The organism is Anaerotignum lactatifermentans DSM 14214 (genome assembly GCF_900142265.1).
Classification (GTDB): Bacteria; Bacillota; Clostridia; order Lachnospirales; family Anaerotignaceae; genus Anaerotignum; species Anaerotignum lactatifermentans.
This window is the reverse complement of sequence record NZ_FRAH01000016.1, coordinates 1-26,034: the sequence shown is the minus strand read 5'-3', so window position 1 is coordinate 26,034 and position 26,034 is coordinate 1. Positions and strand designations below refer to the sequence as shown.

The following is a 26,034-nucleotide window of genomic DNA, read 5'->3' as shown; positions in this document are numbered from 1 at the left end:
GAATAAAATGCTAAAGTATAAGATTCCATACAGCAAAAGCAAAGAAAAAGAGGAGTATGCGGATTCCGTCCCGCCAGAGAGAAAAATCCATGGGCTGCAAGGTTTTTCGGGAGCAGGCACGCAGAAGGTAGCTTTGGAGCTGTTCCGCTGAACAAAGAAGTAGGTGGAAACGGGTGGTTCCGTTACAAACCGAGAGTGTCCGTCAAGTTTTTTGACGGGAAATAAGGTGGTACCGCGAGCTTTCGTCCTTTGGGAGGAAAGCTCTTTTTTTATGAAACGAAGGAGGAGAAAACGTGAGAGAACTGGCAAAGAATTTTGATCCCGCAGCAGTAGAGGACAGACTCTATGCGATGTGGATGGAAAGAAAATATTTCCACACAAAAATCGATAAAAGCAAAAAACCTTATTGTATCGTAATGCCGCCCCCGAACATCACTGGGCAGCTGCACATGGGTCATGCACTGGATAACACCATGCAGGATATCCTGATCCGTTGGAAAAGAATGGCTGGCTACAATGCACTGTGGGTTCCCGGCATTGACCATGCAAGTATTTCCACAGAACTGAAAGTCGTACAGAAAATGGCTTCTGAAGGTCTGACCAAAGAAGATGTAGGTCGTGAAGGTTTCCTGGAACGTGCCTGGGCTTGGAAAGAAGAATACGGCGGCATCATCCTGAATCAGCTGCGCAAACTGGGCTGCTCCTGTGACTGGGAACGCGTACGTTTCACCATGGACGAAGGCTGCTCCGACGCCGTTCTGGAAGTATTCTGCCGTCTGTATGAAAAAGGCTATATCTATCGTGGTGAAAAGATCATCAACTGGTGCCCTGAATGTCAGACCACTATTTCTGACGCAGAAGTTAACCATGTGGAAACAGCAGGTCATTTCTACCACATTGAATATCCCATCGTAGGCTCCGATGAAAGACTGCGTCTGGCAACCACACGTCCTGAAACCATGATGGGCGACGTTGCTGTTGCAGTTCATCCCGAAGACGAACGTTATCAGCACCTCATCGGCAAGACATGTATCCTGCCTTTGATGAACAAAGAAATCCCCATTGTTGCGGATGAATATGTTGACCGTGAATTTGGTACTGGTGTTGTAAAAATCACACCTGCTCACGACCCTAACGACTTTGAAGTTGGTGTACGTCATAACCTGCCTCGTATCAACGTTATGAACGACGATGGTACTATGAACGAAAAAGCAGGTAAATATGCAGGCATGGATCGTATGGAAGCCAGAAAAGCAGTGGTAGAAGACCTGAAAGAACAGGGCTATCTGGTAGAAATCGAAGACATCACCCATGCAGTAGGCTGCCATGAAAGATGTAACGTTCCCATCGAACCTCTGATCAAACTGCAGTGGTTCGTACGCATGGACGAACTGGCAAAACCTGCTATGGAAGTATATGAACAGCAGAAACTGCGCTTTGTTCCCGATCGTTTCGGTAAAGTATATATGCACTGGCTGGAAAACATCCGTGACTGGTGTATTTCCCGTCAGCTGTGGTGGGGTCATCGTATTCCCGCTTACTACTGCGATGAATGCGGTCATATCACTGTAAGCAAACATGCACCTGAAAAATGTGAAAAATGCGGCAGCACAAAACTGCATCAGGATGAAGATACACTGGATACATGGTTCAGCTCTGCGCTGTGGCCTTTCTCCACACTGGGCTGGCCCAATGAAACAGAAGATTTGAAACACTTCTATCCTACAAGCACACTGATCACTGGCTATGATATCATCTTCTTCTGGGTTGTTCGTATGGTATTCTCCGGTATGGAAAATATGCACGAAGTACCTTTCCATGATGTATTGATCCATGGTCTGATCCGTGACGATCAGGGCAGAAAGTTCTCAAAATCTCTGGGCAATGGTATCGATCCTCTGGAAGTTATCGCAAACTACGGTGCTGATCCTCTGCGTCTGATGCTGATCACCGGTAACGCACCCGGTAACGACATGCGTTTCTATTGGGAAAGACTGGACAACTGCCGTAACTTCTGCAACAAGATCTGGAACGCAAGCCGTTTCGTGATGATGAACATGGACGAAAAACAGGAAACAAAACTGCTGATGCTTACATCCGCAGATAAATGGATCCTGTCCAAAGTAAATACCCTGGCAAAAGATGTTTCCGAAAATCTGGAACATTATGAACTGGGTCTGGCTGCACAGAAGATTTACGATTTCCTGTGGGATGAATTCTGTGACTGGTATATTGAAATGGTAAAACCTCGTCTGTACAACAAAGACGACAGCACAAGAGAAGCAGCACTGTGGACACTGAAAACAGTTCTCATCAACGCACTGAAGATGCTGCATCCTTTCATGCCTTATATCACAGAAGAACTGTTCCAGCATATTCAGGACGAAGAAGAAAGCATCATGATTTCCGATTGGCCTGTTTATAAAGAAGAATGGAACTACAAAGAAAACGAAGAAGAAATCGATACTATCAAAGAAGCAGTTCGTAACATCCGTAACATCCGTGCGGAAATGAACGTTGCACCTTCCAAGAAAGTACAGGTATTTGTTGTTTCCGATAAGGAAGAAGTAAGAGCAATCTTCGAACACAGCAAAGTATTCTTCAAAACACTGGGTCACGCCAGCGAAGTAACTGTACAGGCTGACAAAGCAGGTATCGGCGAAGATGCTGTTTCCGTAGTGACCAGCAACGCAACCATTTACATGCCTCTGGCAGAACTGGTTGACATTGAAAAAGAAGTAGAGCGTCTGACAAAAGAAAAAGAAAAAATGCTCAAAGAAATCGAAAGAGTAGAAAAGAAACTGGCAAACCAGGGCTTTGTATCCAAAGCGCCTCAGAAAGTCATCGACGAAGAAAAGGCAAAAGAAGAAAAATACAAAGCAACACTGGCACAGGTGGAAGAACGTCTGGCACAGCTTCAGAAATAATGAGATATAAAAAGGGATAAAACCGAAAAGCAACTTCCTCTTAAGAAAACATTGATTTTTGCTTCTTTGATTTCTTAAGAGGAATTGCGACGGCTGTCTTCAGAAGAAAACAGATCAAATAAAATCTCAATATCATAAGAAAGCCGAAATCCTTTGTCATGATAAGGATTTCGGCTTTCTTTGTTTTCTTCTGAAGATGCCCCTAAGGTTTTATCCCTTTTCTATTTACTTGGTTTTGGGGCTTGCCCAAAGGAGAAAGTCTATTTTCTTTGTGGGAGTAAAGTGTTTGTATTGGGGAAAAGCGTCATCAAAAGCGGCTATGTATGATTTTGCTGTTTGGGTAGGTAAAAATTCCTGATACCATTGGAGGATATGCTCATACAGAGGAAGGGCGTTTTGGAATTTCGTTTCACAATTTGTGCCACGCAAGCGCAATTGCAGGCGATCCAGAACAATACTGTCCCAAATGGGAAAATCGGGGCACAAAGTTGCCAGCATTTTACTGGAAAAGGAACACTCTACCCGTCCTGTATGGCGGTAAAAAGTTTCCAGAATCAAAGGAAAGGTGGGAGTGCTTTCGTTTTTCCATTTCTCGAAATTCTCATAGTAAAATTTTCGCCAGTCTTCGTTGCGGCGGATGCGGTAAAAGCCATTAAACATTCTTTGGAAAGACATATCTTCAGACAGGTTTATATTTTTATAGGAGGACATGATTTTTTCGTATGTAATCAATCCTTTTTCTCTTTTGCGCAATCCTGCCAAAGCTTGTTGTATATCAATTTTTGGTTCAAACATTTAATGAGTTCCTTTCTGAAAAAAACAGCATGGTTTTCCATGCTGTTTTCTGTTGATTATCTTTTTTCTACATAGGTTTTTAAAATATATACCACATCATCCAGGCTGATTTTGGAGGTGTTGATGGACAGATCATAGTTTTCCAGTTTGCCCCATTTTCTGCCTGTGAAATAGTTGTAGTATCCGGCACGCTTTTTGTCTGTTTTCAAAACGGCGCTTTCTACATTTTTTGCATCCAGCCCATACAGTTCAACAGCACGTTTGACACGGTCTTCCAGTTCTGCGTGGATGAATACGTTGATGCAGTTGGGATTTTCAGACAGAACATAGTCTGCGGAGCGTCCAACGATGACGCAGCTGCCCTGTTCTGCAACTTCTTTGATGACCTGGGACTGTACCAGGAAGATTTTTTCATTCAAAGGCAGACCATAGGAATCTACGGTAGGTGTTAAAGTGGTTAAAGAAAGGAGCAGATTACCTGTGGAAACAGATTCCGCTTCTTTGAAGCATTCTTTAGACAGACCGGTCTTTTCTGCTGCCAGATTGATCAGTTCGTTGTCATAAAAAGGAATGCCCAGTTCGTCTGCAAGTTTTTTCCCGATGATTCTGCCGCCGCTGCCATATTGACGGCTGATGGTGATGATTTTGTGGTCCATAATGACTCCCCCTCCAAAGTACCGCACAGCCAAAGTATGGGGCGGTTCTTCCAAAATTTTGTTACTTTTATTATACAATAAATACAAAAAACTTACAACCGAAATTGGGAAATGTGACTTGACCGGAGAGAGAAAAAGGTTCATAATATATTTAGCAAGCTAAATAAAAAGAGGTGTATGTTTTATGGATCACAGTTTTCATCACTGTCTGCTTTTGGCACAGACGGTGTTTCAAAAACAGGTGGTATTGGAAGCGGCAGAGCATGGGCTTTTGCCAGGACAGTCAAAAATATTGGATTATCTGCTCAGTCATGACGGCTGCGAGCAGAAATCATTGGGAGAAGCCTTTCATCTGGAAGCGGCAACGGTAACGGGCATTCTGCGCAGGATGGATGAGGCAGGGCTCATCAAAAAGCATGTAAAAGAAGGAAATCGGAAATCCCAATATGTGTTTTTGACAGAAAAGGGCAGGAAGATGGCTGCCGAAACGGTACGACCTATTATGAAATCCTGTGAAGAACAGGCTTTGGAAGGGATTACAGAAGAAGAAAAGGCAATTCTTTTGAAAGGACTGCAAAAGATATACGAAAATATGACGAAGGGAAGCAAAAGATAATGGAGAAAGCAAAACGATATATTGTATTTTTTATTGGACTGTTCATCAATGCGTTGGGGATTAGCTTTATCACCAAGGCAGATTTGGGGACATCACCCATTTCCAGTATCCCTTATACATTGAGTTTGTATTTCCCCTTTACCTTAGGGGAGTTTACAGTGGCATTCAGCGTATTTTTGATTTTGCTGCAGATTTTGCTGCTGCGGAGCAGATTTGAAAAGATACAGTTATTGCAGATACCTGTATCTTTGATTTTTGGATATTTCATCGACTTTACTATGAATCTGCTGTTCTTTCTGGCGCCGCAGAGTTATCCCACAAAATTGGTTTCTCTGCTCATTGGCTGCTTGATTCTGGGCTTTGGTGTTTATACAGAAGTGCTGGCAAATGTAGTTATGCTGCCCGGCGAAGGTTTTGTAAAGGCAGTCTGCACAGCTTTCAACAGAGAATTCGGCAAAACAAAAGTATGTTTTGACGCAAGTATGTCCATTGGTGCAGCAGTGATTTCTCTGGTATTGTTCCATCATCTGGAAGGCGTTAGAGAAGGTACCATCATTTCTGCTTTGCTTATCGGTACCATTGCTGGATTTTATGGCAGAAAACTTTCTTTTCTTCCTGGATTGCTTTTCGGGGAGAAGAAATCCGAAGAAGAAAAAGAACAGGCAGAACCGGAAAATGGTCTGGTCATTACCATTGCAAGAGAATATGGCAGCGGCGGACACGACATCGGCAAAGCATTGGCAAAAGAATTGGGCATTCCTTTCTATGACAGAAGCCTCATTGATATGACAGCAAAGGAAGGCGGATTTTCCAGAGATTTTGTAGAGAAAAATGAACAGGCAGTACATAACCCCGTGCTGCAGAAAGTGCTGGCGCAGTTCTATGCTTATTCTGGTGAGGATGTACCGCCGGCAGACAGATTGTTTCTGGCAGAATGGAAAGTCATTTCCGAAATTGCGGCAAAGGGAAGCTGTGTCATTGTAGGGCGTTGTGCCGATGTTATCCTGCGTCATCGTCCCCATACCATTCGTCTTTTCATCCATGCGCCGGAAGGATTCCGCAGACAGCGGGCAGAAACCAGCTATGGTCTGACTGAAGGGGAAGCGGCGGAAAAAGTACGCACCATCAATGAAGAAAGGGCAAGACATTACAAAAAATACACAGGCGGCAGCTGGGGCAGTGCGGAAAACTATCATTTATCTGTGGACAGCTCCCTTTGCGGCGTGGAAGACTGTGCAAAACTTCTTGTGGATTTCGTTCAGAAGGTGGAAAAGAACACACTTTAACGCCTTTTCGCAGAAAACCAATGTTTTTTTGCGGTTAAACTTTACTTTTTCCGCAAAAATGGTATGATAATAGAGGAAAATTTTTATCTGTAAGGAGATTTATCAATATGGGAGAATCAATTACCGGCTTGAAAAGAAGCCACATGTGTTGCCATGTCAATGAAACCATGATTGGTCAGGAAGTGACCGTTATGGGGTGGGTACAGCGTCGCCGTGACCTGGGTCAGCTGATCTTCATCGCTCTGCGTGACAGAACAGGTCTGGTACAGATTGCCATCGACGGCAATACCGCACCCAAAGAAATTTTTGAAAAAGCTGAAACCGTTCGCAGTGAGTACACACTGGCTGTACGCGGTATTGTAACCGCAAGAACAGAAGGCAATATCAACCCTAACATGAAAACAGGGAAAATCGAAATCATTGCTTCTGAACTGCGTATCCTGTCTGAATCTGAAACAACACCTTTCCAGATTGAAGACAACATCACAGTCAAAGACGATCTGCGTCTGAAATACAGATATCTGGATCTGAGAAGACCTTGCCAGCTGAAGAACATCGTTCTGCGTCATCAGGTGGTACAGGCTCTCCGTTCTTTCCTGAACAACGAAGGTTTTCTGGAAATCGAAACACCTATTCTGGGCAAATCCACACCGGAAGGTGCCAGAGACTATCTGGTTCCCAGCCGTGTGCATCCCGGTAACTTCTACGGTCTGCCTCAGTCCCCTCAGCTGTACAAACAGCTATTGATGGTTTCCGGTATGGACCGTTATTACCAGATTGCAAAATGCTTCCGTGACGAAGACCTGCGTGCAGACAGACAGCCTGAATTTACACAGGTGGACATGGAACTGTCCTTCATTGATGTAGACGATATCATGGACATCAACGAAAGACTGATGCAGAAAGTATTCAAAGACATCATGAATGTAGACGTGCAACTGCCCCTGCAGCGCATGACTTATAAAGAAGCTATGGAACGCTTCGGTTCCGATAAGCCCGACGTACGTTTCGGCATGGAACTGGTAAACATTTCCGATGTGGTAGCCGGCACAGACTTTGTGGTATTTAAATCCGCACTGGAAGCTGGCGGCAGCGTACGTGCTATCAACGCAAAAGGCTGCGGTTCTTTCCCCAGAAAGAAAATCGACTCTCTGGTTGAATTTGTTAAAACATATCGTGCAAAAGGTCTGGCTTGGATTGTTGTTAACGAAGACGGCAGCCTGAAATCCCAGATTGCAAAATTCTTCACACCTGAAAAACTTCAGGAAATCGTGGACAAAATGGAAGGTAAACCCGGCGACTTGATTCTGATTTGTGCAGATAAGGACAAAGTTGTATTCGACTCTCTGGGTGCCCTGCGTCTGGAATTGTCCAAGATGCTGGAACTGACCAGACCCGACGACTTCCGTTTCCTGTGGATCACAGAATTTCCTATGCTGGAATGGGACGAAGAAGAAAACAGATATGTGGCAGTACACCATCCGTTTACAGCACCTATGGACGAAGACCTGGAACTGCTGGATACAGATCCCGGTGCAGTTCGTGCGAAAGCATACGACATCGTACTGAACGGTTACGAACTGGGCGGCGGCTCCATCAGAATCCACCGCAGAGATATTCAGCAGAAAATGTTCGAACTGCTGGGCTTCACACAGGAAGATGCCCAGGAACGTTTCGGTTTCCTGTTGGATGCCTTCAAATACGGCGTACCCCCTCATGGCGGTCTGGCGTTCGGTCTGGACAGAATCATCATGCTCATGAGCAATGCGCCTAGCATCCGTGACGTTATCGCATTCCCTAAGGTAAAGGATGCTTCCTGCCCTATGACAGATGCGCCTAACGTAGTAGACCAGAAACAGCTGGATGAACTGGCAATCTGCTTCAATGAAGAAATTCTGAAAGCTGCTGCGGCAGAAACAGAAGAAGCGTAAGGAAATATGAATATGTAAGCAGGCAAAGGGGCTTGTTGTTTGTAAACACAGACGACAGCCCCTTTTTGTTTGCAGAGATAAATTTCGGCACAAAAAAATCATCTCAGATGAGATGATTTTATGGTTTGATTTCCAGAACTGCACTGGAAAAGGAGCCAGTAATGTGTTTCAGACGGCTTTCTTTTAATCCAATCTGTTTCATTTTCTGCAAATCTCCTTGGTCCTTGGGGCGGTTCTTTCGGCTCTTTTTGGCGTAAACAAATTCCAGAGAAGTACAGTGCAGCTTTTGTCCATCAGGTAGAGTGTAAGCAGTGATGTAATTTTCTGGAGAAAGATTGGGCAGGCAGAGGGTCACAAGGCTGTCTTTTGTGCTGAAATCAGCAGTAGCGAAATCCCGTTGGACAAGGTTGTTGTTTTCTTTAAAAAAAGGCGTAAAACTGATTGGTAGACCATCCAGAAAGATTTCTGTACCAAAATCGACCTTTTCTTTGTTGCAGGAGAGAAAAAGAGAATCATGGGTGTGGTCATAAAGTCCCTGCTCTTTAAGAAAAGCGCGAATAGTTTCCATTTCTGAAAGAGGAACCACGAAATCAATATCGCTGTGGAGCCGATTGGAATCTTCACCGGAAATTACCCAAGGAACAAGACCACCAGCAAGAAATATTCTGCCTTTCAGTTTTGGGTGAAGTCCAAAGGCAAGAGCTTTTTCTTTTACGAAATCACAGGGAAACATATCCATTCTCCTTTCTGATGGCGCATGATTTTTCTATCTCTCATCATAGGATATGAAAAGGAAAGATGCAATATTTCGGCAGGATTTTTGTTTTGTATTGTATTTTTTGGCATAAACATTTAAAATGGAAAAGAAGTGCAGAAAAAGGAGGAGCCTATGAAAAGCTATGCAGATGCCCATTGTGATACTGTGGTGAAAGCCATGGAAGCAGGAGAGAATATGCTGGAATTTTCAGGACAGCTGAATCTGGAAAAACTTGCTGCCTATGGACCGGCAGTGCAGATTTTTGCCATTTGGCTGGAACCGAAGTACTATCCCATTGCCATGCGACAGACCGTGAAATATCTGGACTATTATCTGGAACAGATGGAGCGGTACAAAGACCGTGTGGGCATGGTGAAAGGATTTTCGGATATTCTGGAAAACAAAAAACAGGGCAGGCTCTCTGCTATATTATCTCTGGAAGGCGGCGAAGCACTGGAAGGAGAAATTGCTGCCCTGCGGATGTTTCATCGTCTGGGTGTCAGATTGATGACACTGACATGGAATCATAGAAACGCCCTAGCAGACGGTGTAGCGGAAAGAGGCACTGGCGGCGGACTGACTACCTTCGGTAAAGCCGTTGTGAAAGAGATGGAACGGCTGGGCATGCTGGTGGATGTATCCCATTTGACAGATGCCGGATTTTATGATGTGGCAAAAATGGCAGAACAGCCTTTTGTGGCAAGCCATTCCAATGCACGGGCAATTTGTCCTCATCCACGGAATCTGACAGACGAACAGCTGAAAATCATCGGCGAAATGGATGGTTTTGTGGGGCTGAATTTTTTCCCGCCTTTTGTTGCGGAGAAAGACGCAGTGACACAGGATGATCTGCTGCGGCAGCTGACACATATGCTGGATATGGCTGGTGAGGATGCTGTGGGACTGGGCAGTGATTTTGACGGCATCGACGTGACACCGACAGACCTGCGTGCAGTGGAGGATATGGCACTTTTTCTGGAACGGATGGAACAGGAGTTTGGCAGTCATCTGGCGGAAAAAATACGTGAGAAAAATTTCCTGCGGGTGGCAGAAAGGGTATGGAAATAAGGAGGTAACATGAAACGGGTTATTATCAGCGTTGTGCTGCTTTTTGTCATTGCCGGATTGTTCCTTGTGAGCATCAACGGCATTAGACCGCATCCTTATACAGAGGCGGAGTTGGAAACAGTCTTTTTGGAAAAGGCTGAAGAAAATGGTCTTTCTCTGGAAGAAGGCTATGAAGTGGTTGAGAAAAAACATGCCAACAGCATGACTTATCTGATGGAAGATGTTAACGGCAATCATGCGTGGGGAACCTACGTAATGACACCGCTGAACGAAAAGTATAAATCTTATGATTTTTACACAGATCAGATGAATCTGGTGGAAGGCAGTCCCTATACTTATATGGTAAATGACGGTATTATGAAATACGACATCACAGTGTCTTTTGATGGAGATCTTTCTATTGAAGGCTCTGAAAAAGCGCAGTCTGTACTGTCTCTGAAAATGCTGACAATGAGTTTTGGTATTATGGTAATTCTTGCAAATCTGGTACTGAATGGTGTCAGAAAAAGCAAATTTGATTAAACAAAAGAAATGAGGTAAAAGAAATGGAAGTATCAAGAAGAGCACAGAGCATCAAAGCATCCAGCACACTGGCAATCTCCGCAAAAGCGGCAGAACTGAAAGCACAGGGCAAAGATATGGTTACATTTGGCGTAGGGGAACCTGATTTTGACACCCCCGCACACATCAGAGAAGCAGCGAAAAAAGCCATTGACGAAGGCAAAACAAGATATACACCTGCGGCAGGTACACCTGCACTGCGGAAAGCTGTTTGCGATAAGCTGAAAAAAGACAACGGTCTGGACTATGAACCTGCACAGGTTGTTATCAGCAACGGCGCAAAACATTCCCTCATGAACGCATTTATGGCAATCCTGAACGAAGGAGATGAAGTCATCATTCCTGCACCTTTCTGGCTGAGCTATGCGGAAATGGTGAAAATTGCCGGCGGTGTGCCTGTAGTGGTACACACAAAGAAAGAAAATAACTTCATGCTGACAAAAGAAGAACTGGAAGGCGCTTACACAGCAAAAACAAAAGCACTGATCCTGACCAGCCCTTCCAACCCTACTGGTATGATTTCCTCTCTGGAAGATTTGCAGATGGTAGCAGACTTTGCTGTAAAACATGACATTTTCGTAATTTCCGATGAAATTTATGAAAAACTCATTTACGATGAAGGCAAGAAACATATCAGCATTGCTTCTTTGAGCAAGGAAATCTATGACAGAACCATCGTTATCAACGGTGTTTCCAAAAGCTATGCAATGACAGGCTGGAGAATCGGTTTTGCGGCTGCACCTCTGGAAGTGGCAAAACTCATGTCTTCCTTGCAGTCCCACATGGCTTCCAACCCCAACTCCATCGCGCAGGAAGCAACTCTGGCAGCTCTGGAAGGTCCTCAGGACTGTGTAACAGAAATGTGCAAAGAATTTAAGAAAAGAAGAGATTACATCTATGAAAGAGAAGAAGCCATTCCTATGATTTCCGCGCTGAAACCGGAAGGTGCATTCTATCTGTTTGTGGATGTATCCGGCACTTACGGGAAAAGCTATGAAGGTAAGGAAATCCACTCTGCGGCAGATTTCGCTGCAATTCTGATTGCAGAAAAATATGTGGCAGTGGTTCCTTGCGCAGACTTTGGTATGCCTGACTATATCCGTCTGTCTTATGCAACAGATATGGAACAGATCAAAAAAGGCATGGACCGCATCGAAGAAATGGTAAAAGCACTGGCATAAATTCATAAGGAGATGGCAATATGAGCTATGAAGTGTTGGAAAGCAAGCTGACTTATGAAGGCAAGATTGTGAAAGTAACGGTGGATAAGCTGCAGATGCCTGACGGCAAAGCGGCTTATCGGGAAACAGTTATCCGTGGCAAAAATGCAGCGGCAGCACTGGCAGTGGATGCAGAAGGCAAAATCATTTTTGTCAGACAGTATCGTCATGCCTTTAAAGAAATGCTGCTGGAAATCCCTGCAGGGGTGCTGGAAGAAGGGGAGGAACCCGGCGAAGGCATCAAACGGGAATTGGCTGAAGAAACAGGTAATCTGGCAGGAAATATGGAATTTATCTGTGAATTGTATCCCACAGTAGGATATTGCACAGAGAAGATTTTCCTGTATTTTGCTTCTGATCTGACACCTTGTCCTTGTTGTTTTGATGAGGATGAATTCATTGAAGTGGAACGGTATACACCGGAAGAAGCTTTGGAAATGATTTATAAAGGTGAAATCAAAGACGCGAAAACCGTTGCGGCAATTTTTGCGTATATGACCAGACATAAATAAAAAAGACGAGCCATAACCTTGTAACAGGAGAAAAAATGTGATGAGGTGAGGCTATGTATCCAAAAAAGAAAACACCGGCAGAAAGAGGGCAAATGATTTTTATGATTGTTTGCCTTTCTTTTTTGTTGGGGACAGTAGGCGGAGCGGTGGCTGCCAATTTGGCAGGACGGAGTGGCGAAGAAACGCTGGTGCGATTTTTGCAGGAGCATTTGACGGCAGGGGGAGATTCCTCTTTCTGGTTTACCTTCTGGAAATACATGAAGTATGATCTGCTCATCTGGGCAGGGGGATGGCTTTCCATGGGGGTATTTATTTCGGGGTGTATCTGTTTGTTTCGAGGAATTTCTCTGGGGTTTACGGCGGCAATGCTCATGGCAAGCTATGGCGGCAAAGGCGTATGGCTGACCATATTGGGGATATTGCCCCAGAATCTGCTGTTGATTCCGGCTTATGTTGCCATGACAACGGTAGCGGTTTACTACCTTTTTGCATGGGGAGAAGAAGGCACTAGAAAGGGTGCCAGCAAACGAGAAAAACGGCGGCGGCAGACAGAATACTGCATATTATTGGCGGCATCAGTTTTGCCCATTGTGGTGGCAAGTGGTGTGGAAGTGGGGCTGATTCCAGCCTTTATGGCGTATTTAGCCTAAAAATGTGGGAGAAAAAAGGTCAGAATGGAGAATTTTGCAGGAACAGTGGAAAATTTATGAAAAAAATGTCGACAATTATGAAAAAAGTATTTATAATTTATGAAAGACTATGTCTTTTTTGATTTGAAGGGGTTATGAATATGGAAGAAAATCTGGCTGCTTTTCGCATGTACCTGCAAAATGTGAAAAAGTCATCTGAAAATACCATATTGTCATATTTACGGGATCTGCGGGGATTCTGCGGTTTTATGGAAGGCTTGGGCGTATGTGAGGTTTCCAAAATCAACCGTACCAATATTATGGCATATGTGTATGAATTGCAAAATCAACATAAGGCGTCCACAACGATTTTTCGAAATTTAGCGTCTATCCGTGCGTTTTTCTATTTTCTCATGGGGCAGGGCGTTGTAAAGGAAAACCCTGCTGTGGATCTGGAACTGCCCAGAGAGGAACGGAAAGTGCCGAAGATTATGACTTTGGAGCAGGTGGAAAAGCTGTTGGATCAGCCAAAGACCAGCGATGCCAAAGGTCTGCGGGATAAAGCCATGCTGGAAGTCCTTTATGCCACAGGTATCCGCGTATCAGAGCTGGTTTCCCTGCAAGTGGATGATGTGAATCTGCCTTTTGAATATATCCGTTGTACCACAGGCAGCAAAAGCCGTATGATTCCCATTGGTACAAAAGCCAAAGAGGCCCTTTGGGAATATCTGAAAAAAGGTCGGGTGCAGCTCATACATAACCCAGAGGAAACGGTGCTGTTTCTGAATTATGGCGGCAAGAAAATGACAAGACAGGGTTTCTGGAAGATTGTCAAAAATTATGCGGAAGAAGCGGGGATTCCCGGAGAGATTACACCCCATATCCTGCGCCATTCCTTTGCGGTGCATCTGCTGGAAAATGGGGCAGACCTGCGTTCTGTACAGGAAATGCTGGGACATTCCGATATTTCCACAACCCAGATTTATACAAAACTGAACAATACAAAAATCAAAAGCGTATATGCGAAAGCACATCCACGGGCATGAGTACATAAAAACGAAAGCTGAAATCCTTGGAAATGCAAAGATTTCAGCTTTTTTTGTGCAAAAAAAGAGAGGATTTTGAAAATCCTCTCTTGTAAGTTGCGCATCTATATCAAATTTGATATATACTTGCAGATCGTTTAGATCTCAATCTTTGCCCCCATGAGTTTCGCAAATTCAGCAACGATAGCAGCGTCGCCGGGCCATGCGGGTGCAGTAACCAGATTGCCGTCTACAACTGCTTTGTCTGCGTCTACAGCTACATATTCGCCGCCTGCCAATGTGATGTCAGGACCAACAGCGGGATAAGCAGTTGCTTTTTTACCTTTGAGTACGTTGGCTGCAGTCAAGATCTGAGGACCATGGCAGATTGCAGCAACTGGTTTATTTGCAGCGAAGAATTCCTGTACAATTTCAATTACTCTGGGTGTCAATCTCAGGTATTCGGGAGAACGTCCGCCGGTGATGAACAATCCAGCATAATCAGCTGTGTTAACAGCGTCGAAATCTGCTGTCAAAGCGAAGTTATGACCTCTTTTTTCGGAGTATGTCTGTTCTCCTTCGAAGTCATGAATTGCGGTACGAATAATGTCACCTGCTTTTTTTTCGGGGCAAACTACATCAACCTGATAACCCAGAACCTGCAGAGCCTGAAAAGGTACCATGGTTTCATAATCTTCCGTAAAATCTCCAGCCAACATTAAAACTTTCTTTCCCATTGTAATCTCCTCCTTTGTTGCCCGAAGGGCACATATATTTCTATGTGAATATATGTTATGTATTTCTATAAATACAGTATAAACCTGTTGTCAGAAAAATGCAAGAGTTTGATGAAAAATTCACAAAAAAACACTGTATACCAAAAAGCTATATGATAATGTCAGACAAAATAGTGGCATTGACAGCAGAGGTAAAAAAGCATACTATGGTCTTGCAGAGATAAAAACACGATCCGGTTGGTAGTCCGGATGCGGCAAGACGCCGTCAGTAACCTGCCTCCTTGGTTGTCCCTTCTTTGTGCAGTAAAATACAAAAGGAGGAATGACCATGGAAAAGGTCAAAGTGACAATGACCGTACTTTTTGAGGAACCTTTCTGGATCGGCATTTACGAGCGGGAGGACGGAGAAAGCTATCAGGCGGCAAAGATACTTTTTGGTGCGGAGCCAAAGGGATTGGAAGTGCAGGAATATCTGCTGAAACATGTGTATCGGCTTTCTTTTGGCACTGGTGAGAAAAGTCAGATCTCTGACAAGCAGACCCGTAAGAATCCGAAACGGATGCAGCGGGAAATCCGTAAGCAGACAAGAGAAAGGGGAACAGGCACCCGCGCCCAGCAAGCCATACAGGCACAGCGGGAAGAGCGAAAAATCCAAAAGCGCATCATCCGAAAGGAAGATAAGCTGGCAGAGGAAAAAGAACGGTTTTTGCAGAAACAACAGAAGAAACGCGAAAAACATCGTGGACACTAAAAGGAGAAATGCTTCATGAGAATTGGTTCAGGATATGACGTACATAAACTAGTGGAAAACAGAGATTTGATATTGGGCGGTGTAAACATTCCCTATGAAAAAGGATTGCTGGGACATTCTGACGCGGATGTGCTGCTTCATGCTATTATGGATGCCCTGCTGGGAGCGGCGGCACTGGGGGATATTGGGGGACATTTTCCCGACACAGACCCGGCTTATAAAGGGGCAGACAGCAAAAAATTATTATCCTGCGTTTGGGACTTGATTTCCCAGAAAGAATATTGTATAATGAATATCGACGCAACGGTGATCGCACAGCGTCCGAAGCTGAAACCTTATATTCCTGAGATGCGGAAGAATATCGCTGAGATTCTCCACATAGATATAGATCAGGTCAATGTAAAGGCAACAACAGAGGAAGGGCTGGGATTTACCGGCGCGGGAGAAGGCATTGCCGCTTCGGCTGTGTGCCTTTTAGAAAAAACGAAATAAGCCAAAAGTGATGATGGAAAAGAGTAGTCCTTTTATCACCTGCCAGAGAATAACGGCCGTGGTGAAAGGCGATGAAATTTGAGTTTCCAGGAAACTGGGGGTTTGAATGGCACCGTCTTAAGATACATGGGTGAGAGCCGTTTACAGAATGAGGAGGATGAAGTGCGTTCCTGAACTGAACAGGCGAACCATTTTTATTTTGCAGTAGCCTGATTCCGATGACAACGTTACAGTCGAGAAAGTGAGGCGGTATCTTTTTTCTGCGGAAAAACAGACCGTCTAAGTAAAGTGGAACCACGGAGTATAACAGCTTCGTCTTTACAGTGTTTGTAAAGACGGGGCTTTTTCTTTTTGGGGAAACAGAGAAAAAAAGCGCAGGAACACCTTATTTCGTGCTGTAATATCATAAAAAAGAATATCAGTATCGAGAGGAGAAACCAAACATGAACACAAGAGAACTCAAAGCAAGAATTGAAGAAATGGTTGACGTTATTAAGGAAAAAGATCCTGCCATCAGAAGCAACATCGAAGTCATTCTCTACCCCAGTTTCTGGGCAGTGATCAACCACAGAATTGCCCACAGCTTCTATAAAAAGAAACACTATTTCATTGCCAGAGCCATTTCTCAGATTTCCAGAGGTTTGACAGGCATTGAAATCCATCCCGGCGCACAGATCGGCAAACGCTTCTTCATTGACCACGGTATGGGCGTTGTCATTGGGGAAACGGCGGAAATTGGCGACAACGTTATGCTGTACCACGGTGTTACACTGGGCGGTACCGGCAAAGACAAAATCAAACGCCATCCTACCGTTGGAGATAATGTACTGATCGGCGCAGAAACCATCGTACTGGGTCCCATTACCATCGGTTCCAATACAAAAATCGGCGCTGGCTCCGTTGTGCTGGAAGATATTCCTGCTAACGTAACAGCGGTTGGCTCTCCCACAAAGATTGTAAGAAAAGACGGTATGCGCATCAAACCCACAGACCCTTCTGAATTTACAAAGGCAAAAAAACATGCAGTTTGAGAAATGAAAAAGAAAACGGAAGAATTATGGAAAATATGCTTGCAGAACCCGTTTTTGTGATATAATGTAACTTAGAAAATATGGTTCAATAAAGGAAGGATGAACGACCATGAAAGTATATAATACACTGACAAGACAGAAAGAAGAATTCATTCCCCGCGAGGAAGGCAAAGTAAAAATGTACGTTTGCGGTCCTACCGTATATGACTATATCCATATCGGTAACGCACGCCCTTACGTTGTATTTGATACTGTAAGAAGATACCTGGAATACAAAGGTTATGACGTTACTTACGTTCAGAACTTCACAGACGTTGACGACAAGATCATCAACCGTGCAAACAAAGAAGGCAGCACAATGGAAGCAATCTCCAACCGTTACATTGAAGAAGCATTCCATGATGCTGACGGTCTGAATGTAAAACGTGCTACCGTGCACCCTCGTGTAACACAGGAAATGGACGGCATCATTGCTATGGTACAGACTTTGATCGACAAGGGTTATGCTTATGAAGACAATGGTACTGTTTACTATGATACAAAGAAATTCCCTGAATACGGCAAACTGTCCAAAAAGAATCTGGATGAACTGATCGCTGGTGCCAGCGAACGTGTAGCTATTGACGACGCTAAGAAAAACCCTACAGACTTCGTACTGTGGAAACCTAAAAAAGAAGGCGAACCCAGCTGGACTTCTCCTTGGGGCGAAGGCAGACCCGGTTGGCACATTGAATGCTCCGTTATGGCAAAACATCATCTGGGCGACACCATCGATATTCATGCCGGCGGCGAAGACCTGATCTTCCCTCACCATGAAAACGAAATCGCACAGAGTGAAGCTGCAAACGGCTGCCAGTTTGCAAAATATTGGCTGCACAACGGTTTCATTACTGTTGACAACGAAAAAATGTCCAAATCTCTGGGTAACTTCTTTACCGTTAGAGATATTGCGGCACAGTTCCCTTATGAAGTTATCCGTTTCTTCATTCTGAACGGTCATTACAGAAGCCCCATCAACTTCAGCAGAGATCTGATGCAGGCTTGCCAGAATGGTCTGGAAAGAATCAAAAACGCAAGAAAAGAACTGGATTTCTATATTAAAAACAGTGCTGACACAAAAATGACAGCAGAAGAAACTGCACAGGCAGCAGAACTGGAAAAATACAAAGAACAGTTCGAAGCAGCTATGGACGACGACTTTAACACAGCTGATGCTATTTCCGTTATCTATGAACTGGTTCGTTTCAGCAACATCGCTGTAAAAGCTGGCGTTTCCAAAGAATACGCAGAAAAGATTCAGGATATGCTGGATCACCTGTGCGGCGTACTGGGTGTAGCAGAACTGAAAGAAGACGCTGTATCTGATGAAGAAACAGCAAAAATCGAAGAACTCATTGCAAAGAGAGCAGAAGCAAAGAAAGCAAAAGACTTTGCAACAGCAGACGCTATCCGTGACGAACTGGCAGCTATGGGCATCACCATCAAAGATACCCGTCAGGGCGTACAGTGGTTCAGAGGTTAATTATGAACTTACAGGCATTGGACTTAATGCTGGGTCAGAAGGGGACAGTCAATCCAAAGGAGCTGTCCCCTTTGGCGCTGGCTTATATAGGGGATGCGGTTTATGAAATGCTGGTGCGTACCACTGTTTTGACAGGCGGAAACGCGCCAGTGAACCGTTTGCATAAAACCGCCAGAGATATGGTCAATGCTAAAGCACAGGCGGAATTTTATTTCCGTGTGGCTGAAGAATTGACAGAGGAGGAAGCAGCTGTGTTTCGCAGAGGACGCAACGCCAAATCCTACACCACACCGAAGAACGCCGATTTGATGGACTACCGCCATGCAACGGGGGTAGAAGCGGTATTCGGTTATTTGTATTTGGATGGAAAAATGGAAAGAGCCATTGACTTATTCCGTCTGGGTATGGCAGAATTGATAGAGAAATAAAAATAGAAGCCGATGCACTGATTTTGCACATCGGCTTTTTGCTGTGTTGGAAAAAAGAGAAAAACAGGAGGTTATTCCGTGGAAAAAAGACGAAACGAACGGGAATGGAAAGAAAAAAGACCCAGCGGCAGAAACGGTGAAGAACGCAAAGGTCGCAAGCCTTTCCATACTGCCAGAGAAGAACGGGAAATGGACAGAGAAATCAATGAAAACCAGCTGGAAGGCAGAAATGCCATTCTGGAAGTCCTCAGAAGCGGCAGAGATATTGAAAAAATCATGGTGGCAAAAGGCAATGTGGAAGGTACTATTAAACGGATCATTGCTATGGCTGTAGAAAAAGGCGTTGTTATTCAGGAAGTGAGCCGTCAGAAATTGGACGAAATTTCCCAGACAAAAAATCATCAGGGCGTGATTGCGCTGGTTTCTGCTCATGACTATGTGGAAGTAGAAGATATTCTGGCTGCGGCAAAAGAAAAAGGGGAAGATCCTTTTGTGCTGCTGTTGGATGGTATCACTGACCCTCACAATCTGGGCGCTATTTTGCGTACAGCAGAATGTGCCGGTGTCCATGGGGTTATCATTCCCAAACGTCGTTCCGTTGGTCTGAACGCAACAGTTGGGAAAACATCTGCCGGTGCCATTGAATATATGCCTGTGGCAAGAGTGACAAACATTGTACAGACCATGGAATATCTGAAAAAAGAAGGTCTGTGGATTGCCTGCGCTGATATGAAAGGTCTGGATCATTTCGATACAAACATGAAAGGTCCGCTGGCATTGGTGATTGGCAGCGAAGGCGATGGCGTCAGCCGACTGGTAAAAGAAAATTGTGACTTTACAGCTTCTATCCCTATGTATGGGAAAATTTCTTCTTTGAATGCTTCTGTAGCGGCTGCACTGCTCATGTATGAAGTGGTAAGACAGAGAAGATTTTAAGATTTGACGGATTTTGCGGAAAAGAAGAATCTTTTGCAATTTCTAAGGTTATATGATATGATGTTACGATGAGAAGGGAGGGGATTGCCGTTGCAGGAGGATTTTTTGCTGGTGGACGGCTATAACATCATCCACGCATGGGACGAACTGCGGGAATTGATGGAAGATGTCAGTCTGGAAAGTGCAAGGGTAAAGCTCATTGATACCCTTTCCAATTATAAAGGTGTACAGAAAGCGACCATTATCGTCGTTTTTGACGCGTATCTGGTCAAGGGCAATCCTGGCTCTGTATCGAAGTATCATAATATTTATGTGGTCTATACAAAAGAAGCGGAAACGGCGGATCATTACATTGAACGAGTGGTAACATCCATGCCGAAGCATTATCGGGTGCGGGTGGCAACCACCGACGGAATGGAACAGATTATCATTTCCGGTCAGGGAGCTGTGCGCATGAGTGCCAAGGAACTGCATAATCAGGTGCATCAGGCGGAAACAGAACTGCGCCGACAGTACATTGAAAACAGACCGCCCAAAAACAATATGCTCGCCGATAATCTGGATGAGGAAGCGCTCAATTGGCTGGAGAATTTACGGCGGCAGAAATAAGGAGAACAGAGGATTTATATGATAAGTGAAAGAACAGAACAAACTGCAAACACCCAACAGGATGAACTGCTGGTGCGTCAGGCACAGAGCGGGGATAACGAGGCGGAAGCACGCCTGTTGGACAAATATAAACCCTTGGTGAAGGCAAAGTCCCGGGCTTATTTTCTCATTGGCGCGGATACAGAGGACATCATACAGGAGGGCATGATCGGACTGTATAAAGCCATTCGGGATTATGATAAGGAAAAGAATGCTTCTTTCCGCAGTTTTGCGGAACTGTGCATCAATCGTCAGATGATCACAGCCATTAAGGCGGCAACCAGACAGAAGCATCAGCCACTGAATTCGTATATCTCATTGAATAAGCCTGTGTTTGAGGAGGATTCCGAAGAAACCTATCTGGATTTGCTGCAGGAAGGGGAGCTTCTGAACCCGGAAGCCCTGCTCATTGGACAGGAAAACAAAAACTTTCTGGAAAACCAGATGGAGAAGAATCTCAGCAGTTTCGAAAGCCGCGTACTGACATTATATTTGCAGGGCAGAAGCTATTTTGAGATTGCCAACATGCTGGATAAACCGGAAAAATCCATTGACAATGCCCTTCAGCGGGTGAAGAAAAAACTGGAGAAATTTGTTTTAAAAAAAAATCTTGACGGAATAGAATCTGTGTGATAGTATATAAAAGCTGACGGAAGAAATCTATTCTTCCTATGCTACTGTGGCTCAGTAGGTAGAGCGTCGCCTTGGTAAGGCGGAGGTCACGGGTTCAAGTCCCGTCAGTAGCTTTTCGCCCTCGCAAACGCGGGGGCTTTTTTTGTTGCAAAAATCTTTGAAAGGGAGAAGGCGAATGAAGATGAAATATCAGGCAGTGATTTTTGATCTGGACGGCACACTGTTGGATACACTGGATGATCTGACAGACAGCATGAACGAGATTTTACGCAGATATGGAAGAAAAGAACAGACAAGAGAGGAAGCGGCAGCCTTTTTGGGGAACGGCAGTGCTGTGTATCTGAAATTAGCGGCAGGAGAACCGCTGGAAGATTTTGAAACTTGTCTGGAAGAATATAAGGCATATTATAAGGAACATATGGAAATCAAAACAAAGCCTTTTGACGGCGTTTTGCAGCTGCTGCGGGATTTACGGGAGGCTGGTGTGAAAACGGCAGTGGTATCTAATAAATTTGACGGGGCTGTGAAAGGTTTATGTGAAAAATACTTTGGGGATGCTGTTGATCTGGCAGTAGGGGAAGGCAATGGTCTGCGTCCCAAACCGGCAGGAGATATGGTGGAAGCGGCAGCAGAAAAGCTGGAGGTATCTTTGAAGGATTGTCTGTATGTGGGGGATACAGAGGTGGATTTGGCTACGGCAAAGGCTGCTGGCATGGATTGTGTCAGCGTTACATGGGGATTCCGCACAGAGGAGCAGCTGAAAAATGCAGGGGCAACTTATCTGGTTGACAGTGTGGGGGAATTGGAGCAGTATTTGTTGACAGAAAAAATTGCAGAACGGCTGGAAGTGCTGCCATATGCATTTTCTGTATGCCGTGTCAGTGATGAGACAAAGGTGGATTGGACACAGCCTTTTTGTTTTGCAGCAAAGACAGACAGGGAATTTTCTCTGGTGTGTCTGACAGAGCATGTGCCGGAAGAAACGCTGGAAAGAGAAGATGGTTGGAGAGCGTTCCGCGTTGCAGGGACGTTGGAATTTTCGTTGATTGGCATATTATCTCGGATTTCTGGTGTGCTGGCTGAGGCTGGTGTTGGAATTTTTGCGGTGTCTACATACCAGACGGATTATATCCTTATAAAAGAAAATCAATTGGAAAAAGGATTGGATGCCCTGCGAAAAGCAGGTTATATGATTGATTAAAAACAAAAACGTCGGAAAATGTTTCTATGAAAGAAACATTTCCGACGTTTTTGCATTATTGGAATGGAAGTATGAACGTTTATTTCAAAACAACATTGTGGAATGTTTTTTTGCCTTTCTGTACCAGCAGTTTGCCGTCTGTGAACAAATCTGCAGTTACTTTGAAGTCAACGTCTGTGACAGGTTTTTCAGCTACTTTTACACCGCCCTGCTGTACTGCACGTCTGCCTTCGGAACGGGAAGGAACAACGCCGATGGTGGTCAGCAGTGTCAGGATATCCATGCCTTCTGCAAAGTCAGCAGCGGGCAGTTCTGTAGTAGGTGCGGAACCAGCAGCAGAACCTTTGCCGAACAGAGCTCTTGCAGCTTCCTGTGCTTTTGTTGCTTCTTCTTCACCGTGAACGATCTTAGTCAGTTCAAATGCCAGAACTTCTTTTGCTTTGTTGATTTCGCTGCCTTCCAGTGCGCCCAGACGACGTACTTCATCCATAGGCAGGAATGTCAGCAGAGCCAGACATTTTTCAACGTCTTTATCGCCCACGTTTCTCCAGTACTGGTAGAATTCGTAAGGAGATGTTTTTTCAGGGTCAAGCCATACAGCACCGCTGACGGTTTTGCCCATTTTTACACCTTCACTGTTTGTCAGGAGTTTGAATGTCATGCCGTAAGCAGGTTTGCCTGTTTTACGACGGATCAGTTCTACGCCGGCAATGATGTTGGACCACTGGTCATTGCCACCCATCTGCAGTACGCAGTCGTATCTTCTGTTCAGTTCGTAGAAGTCGTAGCCCTGCATGATCATGTAGTTGAATTCCAGGAAGGACAGACCAGCTTCTTTTTCCATACGGATTTTGAAGCAGTCCGCAGCCAGCATACGGTTTACGGAGAAGTGTACGCCAACGTCACGAAGGAATTCAATGTAGTTCAGATTTCTCAGCCAGTCTGCGTTGTTTGCAATAATGGCGCCGCCGTTTTCTTCGTCAAATTTGATGAAGTGGGACAGCTGTTTTTTGATGCAGGCAACGTTATGGTCGATGGTTTCTACGGTCATCATTTTACGCATGTCAGCTTTGCCGGAGGGGTCACCGATCATACCTGTGCCGCCGCCCATCAGGCAGATAGGACGGTTGCCGCAGCGCTGCATGTGTGCCATTGCCATAACGGTCAGAAAGTGACCTACATGAAGGCTGTCTGCAGTAGGGTCGATACCGATATAAAATGTCACGCCGCCTTTTTCAAACAATTCTTTGATTTCATCTTCGTGTGTCAGCTGTTCAATAAAACCTCTTTCTTTCAGAACTTCGTAAGCATTCATGAGAAAACACCCTTTCTTTATTGGTTTGTATTTCAGCGAAGGCTTTCTGCAAATAAAAAAGGGTTCTGTCGCCAAAAGGACGAGAGAACCCGTGGTACCACCTTAATTCATGTTTATCATAACGAAAAGACAAACATCTTTCGGTCTGGGTAACGGTAGACAACCGTTGTGCCATTTCCTGCACAAAGCTCATGAGGCGTAATTTACAAATACTGTGCTGCAATCCTTTCACCAACCGGACTGCTCTCTGCGGCTGTAACCAGCTTTGCCCATATACTCAATCATCGCTGTTTTGCTTATTTATGAGCCTATCCTATCACAACTTTTTTTGAAAGTCAACCCCGCAACTCAATTCTGCAATTTTTACAATCATTTCCACTGCTTTTTCCATAGAAGAAACGGGAATGTATTCATAAGGTCCATGGAAATTATGACCGCCGGCAAAGAGATTGGGGCAGGGAAGTCCCATAAAGGACAGGCGTGCACCATCAGTACCGCCGCGGATGGGCTGCACAATGGGTGTGATGCCGCAGGCTTCCATTGCCTGTTTTGCCAGATCTACAATTTCCATACAATCAGCAATTTTGGACGCCATATTATAGTACTGATCTTTCAGTTCCAGTGTGATGGCATTGGGATACTGGATGTTTTTCCGTTCCACAATGAGCTGGATGAGATTTTTTCTGTGGGCAAAAGTTTCTGAATTAAAATCACGAATGATATAAGTCAGCGTGGCTTCAGATACATTGCCTTCAAAAGAGCAAAGATGGAAGAAGCCTTCATAGCCTTCTGTTTTGGAAGGAATTTCTTTTTCCGGCAGCAGAGAAGCGATTTCTGTGCCAATGAGAGCGGCATTCTGCATGATGTTCTTTGCTGTGCCGGGATGAACGCTGCGGCCTTTGATATGAATGACTGCCTGTGCGGCATTGAAATTTTCATATTCCAATTCACCGATTTTGCCGCCGTCCAGAGTATAGGCAAAGTCAGCACCGAATTTTTTCACATCAAAATGGTCAGCGCCTGCGCCGATTTCTTCGTCAGGTGTAAACGCAATACGGATTTTGCCATGAGGGATTTCAGGATGGGTCATGAGATATTCCATGGCGGAGAGAATTTCTGCGATGCCGGCCTTATCATCGGCTCCCAGAAGGGTTGTGCCGTCAGTGGTGATCAGCGTATCTCCGATATAATTCTTCAAATCTGGAAATTCATCAGGAGAAAGGGAGATGCCATTGAGCTGAATGGTTTCACCATCATAGTGATGAACGATATGAGGCATGATGCCATCGCCTTTGGCATCAGGACTGGTATCCATATGGGCAATAAAGCCAATGGTAGGAGCGTTGGGATCTGTTGCAGGCAGGGTAGCCATGACATAGCCGTGACGATCCATTACAGCATCAGCTAACCCAATCGCTTGGCATTCTTTGACGAGAAAATCTCCAAAGACAAGCTGCTGTTTTGTACTGGGAATGGCAGAAGAATTTTCATCAGAGGTTGTGGGCTGCTTGATATATGTTAAAAAACGTTCACTAACTGATTTCATAATTATAGAAGAACTCCTTTCTGTGTTTCGGAAATGTTTCGACAGTGTAAAGAAACTGTAAAACCATTTCTTATATTGTACCATTCTTAAGCAAGAAAAACCACAAGGTATGAAAAAGTTTGCGGAAAGCAGAGAAAATACGGGATTTTCAAGGAATGTTAAAATAATATGAAAAAAATGAAAAAAATTTCAAAAAAGGTGTTGACAGGAAAGTTATTTTGGGATATACTAACACCACTGCTTCGGAAAACACGAAACAGCAAAAAGAAAAATAAAAAACTTCAAAAAAGTGTTGACAAACAAAACACAACGAAGTATAATAACAAAGGTTTCGCTGCTCAAGAAAAGCAAACTAAATCAGTATGGAGAGGTGTCCGAGTGGTTTAAGGAGCTGGTCTTGAAAACCAGTGACTCCGAGAGGGGCCGTGGGTTCGAATCCCACTCTCTCCGCCAATTAAATATTTTTTTCATCAGAGAGCACATGGAGAAGTACCCAAGTGGTTGAAGGGGTTCGCCTGGAAAGCGGATAGGTCGTTAATAGCGGCGCGAGGGTTCAAATCCCTCCTTCTCCGCCATTTTTATCAAATTCGAAGCTGAAAAACTTCGAAAAAAGATGAAAAAATACTTGACAAGCCTGGAATGATGTGATAAAATATCACTCGCCGCTGAAAAAGCGAGGCAAACAAGACTGATCCTTGAAAACTAAACAGCAGAAATAAACTTACAACCCATAGTCAATTCGGTCAGTGAGTTTCGAACCGTTTATGGAGCGACCGACCTAACACTGCAAAGTGTCAGAGGGAGCGGAATG

General features: G+C 44.5%; 26 protein-coding genes, 3 tRNA genes, 1 pseudogene and 2 other annotated features. Of the genes and pseudogenes, 24 read left to right on the top strand and 6 right to left on the bottom strand.

Going from position 1 to position 26,034, the window contains the following annotated elements; all coding sequences use genetic code 11:
• Window positions 1–32: 32 nt before the first annotated feature.
• Window positions 33–253 (top strand) — a binding site (T-box leader).
• A gap of 40 nt (window positions 254–293) precedes the next feature.
• Window positions 294–2,927: a valine--tRNA ligase gene (locus BUB35_RS06055; protein WP_072850083.1), complete on the top strand. Its 2,634-nt coding sequence runs from the start codon at window positions 294–296 to the stop codon at window positions 2,925–2,927.
• 225 nt (window positions 2,928–3,152) lie between these two features.
• On the opposite strand, the gene BUB35_RS06050 is transcribed toward BUB35_RS06055, so the two are convergent.
• Entirely contained in the window at window positions 3,153–3,722 is a 570-nt protein-coding gene (locus BUB35_RS06050; RefSeq protein ID WP_072850081.1) for a hypothetical protein, read from the bottom strand.
• Between the two features lie 56 nt (window positions 3,723–3,778).
• Window positions 3,779–4,378, bottom strand: a complete 600-nt coding sequence (locus tag BUB35_RS06045) for a cytidylate kinase-like family protein (protein ID WP_072850079.1) — start codon at window positions 4,376–4,378, stop codon at window positions 3,779–3,781.
• 184 nt (window positions 4,379–4,562) lie between these two features.
• Between BUB35_RS06045 and BUB35_RS06040 the strand changes: the two genes are divergently transcribed.
• From BUB35_RS06040 to aspS, 3 genes are all read left to right on the top strand, one after another.
• Window positions 4,563–4,994 carry a MarR family winged helix-turn-helix transcriptional regulator gene (locus BUB35_RS06040; RefSeq protein ID WP_072850077.1) on the top strand — a complete coding sequence of 144 codons (432 nt, stop codon included), beginning with the start codon at window positions 4,563–4,565 and terminating at the stop codon, window positions 4,992–4,994.
• Window positions 4,994–6,280 (top strand): cytidylate kinase family protein, encoded by a 1,287-nt coding sequence (locus BUB35_RS06035; protein ID WP_072850075.1) that lies wholly within the window; start codon window positions 4,994–4,996, stop codon window positions 6,278–6,280. Before BUB35_RS06040 ends, BUB35_RS06035 begins: the two co-directional genes overlap by 1 nt.
• A gap of 107 nt (window positions 6,281–6,387) precedes the next feature.
• Entirely contained in the window at window positions 6,388–8,211 is a 1,824-nt protein-coding gene (aspS, locus tag BUB35_RS06030) for an aspartate--tRNA ligase (RefSeq protein WP_072850073.1), read from the top strand.
• A 118-nt stretch (window positions 8,212–8,329) separates the two neighbouring features.
• Here the strand turns inward: aspS and BUB35_RS06025 are convergent, their stop codons facing one another.
• On the bottom strand, window positions 8,330–8,944 hold the full coding sequence (locus BUB35_RS06025) for an alpha/beta hydrolase (protein ID WP_072850071.1): 615 nt from the start codon (window positions 8,942–8,944) through the stop codon (window positions 8,330–8,332).
• 156 nt (window positions 8,945–9,100) lie between these two features.
• On the opposite strand from BUB35_RS06025, the gene BUB35_RS06020 reads away from it, so the two are divergent.
• The 6 genes from BUB35_RS06020 (at window position 9,101) to xerD (ending at window position 14,004) form a co-directional block, all read left to right on the top strand.
• Window positions 9,101–10,036: a dipeptidase gene (locus BUB35_RS06020; protein ID WP_072850069.1), complete on the top strand. Its 936-nt coding sequence runs from the start codon at window positions 9,101–9,103 to the stop codon at window positions 10,034–10,036.
• Window positions 10,037–10,045: 9 nt separating this feature from the next.
• On the top strand, window positions 10,046–10,558 hold the full coding sequence (locus BUB35_RS06015; protein ID WP_072850067.1) for a hypothetical protein: 513 nt from the start codon (window positions 10,046–10,048) through the stop codon (window positions 10,556–10,558).
• A 23-nt stretch (window positions 10,559–10,581) separates the two neighbouring features.
• Entirely contained in the window at window positions 10,582–11,778 is a 1,197-nt protein-coding gene (locus BUB35_RS06010; protein WP_072850065.1) for a pyridoxal phosphate-dependent aminotransferase, read from the top strand.
• A 20-nt stretch (window positions 11,779–11,798) separates the two neighbouring features.
• Window positions 11,799–12,329 (top strand): NUDIX hydrolase, encoded by a 531-nt coding sequence (locus BUB35_RS06005; protein WP_072850063.1) that lies wholly within the window; start codon window positions 11,799–11,801, stop codon window positions 12,327–12,329.
• A gap of 53 nt (window positions 12,330–12,382) precedes the next feature.
• A complete protein-coding gene (locus tag BUB35_RS06000; protein WP_072850061.1) occupies window positions 12,383–12,979 on the top strand; it encodes a stage II sporulation protein M in 597 nt (198 codons plus the stop codon).
• 140 nt (window positions 12,980–13,119) lie between these two features.
• Window positions 13,120–14,004 carry a site-specific tyrosine recombinase XerD gene (gene xerD / locus BUB35_RS05995; RefSeq protein ID WP_072850059.1) on the top strand — a complete coding sequence of 295 codons (885 nt, stop codon included), beginning with the start codon at window positions 13,120–13,122 and terminating at the stop codon, window positions 14,002–14,004.
• Window positions 14,005–14,141: 137 nt separating this feature from the next.
• Here the strand turns inward: xerD and BUB35_RS05990 are convergent, their stop codons facing one another.
• Window positions 14,142–14,720, bottom strand: a complete 579-nt coding sequence (locus BUB35_RS05990) for a DJ-1/PfpI family protein (RefSeq protein WP_022254032.1) — start codon at window positions 14,718–14,720, stop codon at window positions 14,142–14,144.
• A 328-nt stretch (window positions 14,721–15,048) separates the two neighbouring features.
• On the opposite strand from BUB35_RS05990, the gene BUB35_RS05985 reads away from it, so the two are divergent.
• The 11 genes and pseudogenes from BUB35_RS05985 (at window position 15,049) to BUB35_RS20080 (ending at window position 22,362) form a co-directional block, all read left to right on the top strand.
• Entirely contained in the window at window positions 15,049–15,471 is a 423-nt protein-coding gene (locus BUB35_RS05985; protein ID WP_072850057.1) for a YjdF family protein, read from the top strand.
• A 15-nt stretch (window positions 15,472–15,486) separates the two neighbouring features.
• Window positions 15,487–15,963, top strand: coding sequence for a 2-C-methyl-D-erythritol 2,4-cyclodiphosphate synthase (ispF, locus tag BUB35_RS05980; RefSeq protein WP_022364148.1), 477 nt, complete (start codon window positions 15,487–15,489; stop codon window positions 15,961–15,963).
• 443 nt (window positions 15,964–16,406) lie between these two features.
• Window positions 16,407–16,994: a serine O-acetyltransferase EpsC gene (gene epsC / locus BUB35_RS05975; RefSeq protein ID WP_072850055.1), complete on the top strand. Its 588-nt coding sequence runs from the start codon at window positions 16,407–16,409 to the stop codon at window positions 16,992–16,994.
• A 109-nt stretch (window positions 16,995–17,103) separates the two neighbouring features.
• Window positions 17,104–18,516 carry a cysteine--tRNA ligase gene (cysS, locus tag BUB35_RS05970; protein WP_072850053.1) on the top strand — a complete coding sequence of 471 codons (1,413 nt, stop codon included), beginning with the start codon at window positions 17,104–17,106 and terminating at the stop codon, window positions 18,514–18,516.
• A gap of 2 nt (window positions 18,517–18,518) precedes the next feature.
• A complete protein-coding gene (locus BUB35_RS05965; RefSeq protein WP_072850051.1) occupies window positions 18,519–18,944 on the top strand; it encodes a Mini-ribonuclease 3 in 426 nt (141 codons plus the stop codon).
• 189 nt (window positions 18,945–19,133) lie between these two features.
• Entirely contained in the window at window positions 19,134–19,880 is a 747-nt protein-coding gene (gene rlmB / locus BUB35_RS05960; RefSeq protein ID WP_082381241.1) for a 23S rRNA (guanosine(2251)-2'-O)-methyltransferase RlmB, read from the top strand.
• A 90-nt stretch (window positions 19,881–19,970) separates the two neighbouring features.
• The gene (locus tag BUB35_RS05955; RefSeq protein WP_072850047.1) at window positions 19,971–20,489 is read left to right on the top strand and encodes an NYN domain-containing protein; all 519 of its coding nucleotides are present in this window, start codon (window positions 19,971–19,973) and stop codon (window positions 20,487–20,489) included.
• Between the two features lie 18 nt (window positions 20,490–20,507).
• A complete protein-coding gene (sigH, locus tag BUB35_RS05950) occupies window positions 20,508–21,161 on the top strand; it encodes an RNA polymerase sporulation sigma factor SigH (protein WP_022254040.1) in 654 nt (217 codons plus the stop codon).
• 40 nt (window positions 21,162–21,201) lie between these two features.
• A tRNA-Thr gene (locus BUB35_RS05945) sits at window positions 21,202–21,274 on the top strand.
• Window positions 21,275–21,336: 62 nt separating this feature from the next.
• Window positions 21,337–21,954, top strand: a pseudogene (locus BUB35_RS20085) (HAD family hydrolase); the annotation flags it as partial.
• A gap of 48 nt (window positions 21,955–22,002) precedes the next feature.
• The gene (locus BUB35_RS20080; protein WP_334292963.1) at window positions 22,003–22,362 is read left to right on the top strand and encodes an ACT domain-containing protein; all 360 of its coding nucleotides are present in this window, start codon (window positions 22,003–22,005) and stop codon (window positions 22,360–22,362) included.
• A gap of 79 nt (window positions 22,363–22,441) precedes the next feature.
• Here BUB35_RS20080 and tyrS read toward each other — a convergent pair whose 3' ends face one another.
• Both tyrS and pepT read right to left on the bottom strand, forming a co-directional pair.
• Entirely contained in the window at window positions 22,442–23,677 is a 1,236-nt protein-coding gene (gene tyrS, locus BUB35_RS05935; RefSeq protein WP_072850042.1) for a tyrosine--tRNA ligase, read from the bottom strand.
• A gap of 72 nt (window positions 23,678–23,749) precedes the next feature.
• Window positions 23,750–23,971: a binding site (T-box leader), on the bottom strand.
• A 22-nt stretch (window positions 23,972–23,993) separates the two neighbouring features.
• Window positions 23,994–25,223 carry a peptidase T gene (pepT, locus tag BUB35_RS05930; RefSeq protein ID WP_072850040.1) on the bottom strand — a complete coding sequence of 410 codons (1,230 nt, stop codon included), beginning with the start codon at window positions 25,221–25,223 and terminating at the stop codon, window positions 23,994–23,996.
• A 168-nt stretch (window positions 25,224–25,391) separates the two neighbouring features.
• On the opposite strand from pepT, the gene BUB35_RS05925 reads away from it, so the two are divergent.
• From BUB35_RS05925 to BUB35_RS05915, 3 genes are all read left to right on the top strand, one after another.
• Window positions 25,392–25,610 carry a hypothetical protein gene (locus BUB35_RS05925; RefSeq protein ID WP_072850038.1) on the top strand — a complete coding sequence of 73 codons (219 nt, stop codon included), beginning with the start codon at window positions 25,392–25,394 and terminating at the stop codon, window positions 25,608–25,610.
• A tRNA-Ser gene (locus BUB35_RS05920) sits at window positions 25,588–25,676 on the top strand. The genes BUB35_RS05925 and BUB35_RS05920 overlap by 23 nt, the downstream gene beginning before the upstream one ends.
• 30 nt (window positions 25,677–25,706) lie before the next feature.
• Window positions 25,707–25,798: transfer RNA gene (locus tag BUB35_RS05915), tRNA-Ser, on the top strand.
• Window positions 25,799–26,034 lie beyond the last annotated feature (236 nt).

Coding starts and splice junctions, on each gene's coding strand:
- BUB35_RS06050 (WP_072850081.1), bottom strand. CDS start 3,722: ATGTTTGAACCAAAAATTGATATACAACAAGCTTTGGCAGGATTGCGC.
- BUB35_RS06045 (WP_072850079.1), bottom strand. CDS start 4,378: ATGGACCACAAAATCATCACCATCAGCCGTCAATATGGCAGCGGCGGC.
- BUB35_RS06040 (WP_072850077.1), top strand. CDS start 4,563: ATGGATCACAGTTTTCATCACTGTCTGCTTTTGGCACAGACGGTGTTT.
- BUB35_RS06035 (WP_072850075.1), top strand. CDS start 4,994: ATGGAGAAAGCAAAACGATATATTGTATTTTTTATTGGACTGTTCATC.
- aspS (WP_072850073.1), top strand. CDS start 6,388: ATGGGAGAATCAATTACCGGCTTGAAAAGAAGCCACATGTGTTGCCAT.
- BUB35_RS06025 (WP_072850071.1), bottom strand. CDS start 8,944: ATGTTTCCCTGTGATTTCGTAAAAGAAAAAGCTCTTGCCTTTGGACTT.
- BUB35_RS06020 (WP_072850069.1), top strand. CDS start 9,101: ATGAAAAGCTATGCAGATGCCCATTGTGATACTGTGGTGAAAGCCATG.
- BUB35_RS06015 (WP_072850067.1), top strand. CDS start 10,046: ATGAAACGGGTTATTATCAGCGTTGTGCTGCTTTTTGTCATTGCCGGA.
- BUB35_RS06010 (WP_072850065.1), top strand. CDS start 10,582: ATGGAAGTATCAAGAAGAGCACAGAGCATCAAAGCATCCAGCACACTG.
- BUB35_RS06005 (WP_072850063.1), top strand. CDS start 11,799: ATGAGCTATGAAGTGTTGGAAAGCAAGCTGACTTATGAAGGCAAGATT.
- BUB35_RS06000 (WP_072850061.1), top strand. CDS start 12,383: ATGTATCCAAAAAAGAAAACACCGGCAGAAAGAGGGCAAATGATTTTT.
- xerD (WP_072850059.1), top strand. CDS start 13,120: ATGGAAGAAAATCTGGCTGCTTTTCGCATGTACCTGCAAAATGTGAAA.
- BUB35_RS05990 (WP_022254032.1), bottom strand. CDS start 14,720: ATGGGAAAGAAAGTTTTAATGTTGGCTGGAGATTTTACGGAAGATTAT.
- BUB35_RS05985 (WP_072850057.1), top strand. CDS start 15,049: ATGGAAAAGGTCAAAGTGACAATGACCGTACTTTTTGAGGAACCTTTC.
- ispF (WP_022364148.1), top strand. CDS start 15,487: ATGAGAATTGGTTCAGGATATGACGTACATAAACTAGTGGAAAACAGA.
- epsC (WP_072850055.1), top strand. CDS start 16,407: ATGAACACAAGAGAACTCAAAGCAAGAATTGAAGAAATGGTTGACGTT.
- cysS (WP_072850053.1), top strand. CDS start 17,104: ATGAAAGTATATAATACACTGACAAGACAGAAAGAAGAATTCATTCCC.
- BUB35_RS05965 (WP_072850051.1), top strand. CDS start 18,519: ATGAACTTACAGGCATTGGACTTAATGCTGGGTCAGAAGGGGACAGTC.
- rlmB (WP_082381241.1), top strand. CDS start 19,134: ATGGACAGAGAAATCAATGAAAACCAGCTGGAAGGCAGAAATGCCATT.
- sigH (WP_022254040.1), top strand. CDS start 20,508: ATGATAAGTGAAAGAACAGAACAAACTGCAAACACCCAACAGGATGAA.
- tyrS (WP_072850042.1), bottom strand. CDS start 23,677: ATGAATGCTTACGAAGTTCTGAAAGAAAGAGGTTTTATTGAACAGCTG.
- pepT (WP_072850040.1), bottom strand. CDS start 25,223: ATGAAATCAGTTAGTGAACGTTTTTTAACATATATCAAGCAGCCCACA.
- BUB35_RS05925 (WP_072850038.1), top strand. CDS start 25,392: ATGAAAAAAATGAAAAAAATTTCAAAAAAGGTGTTGACAGGAAAGTTA.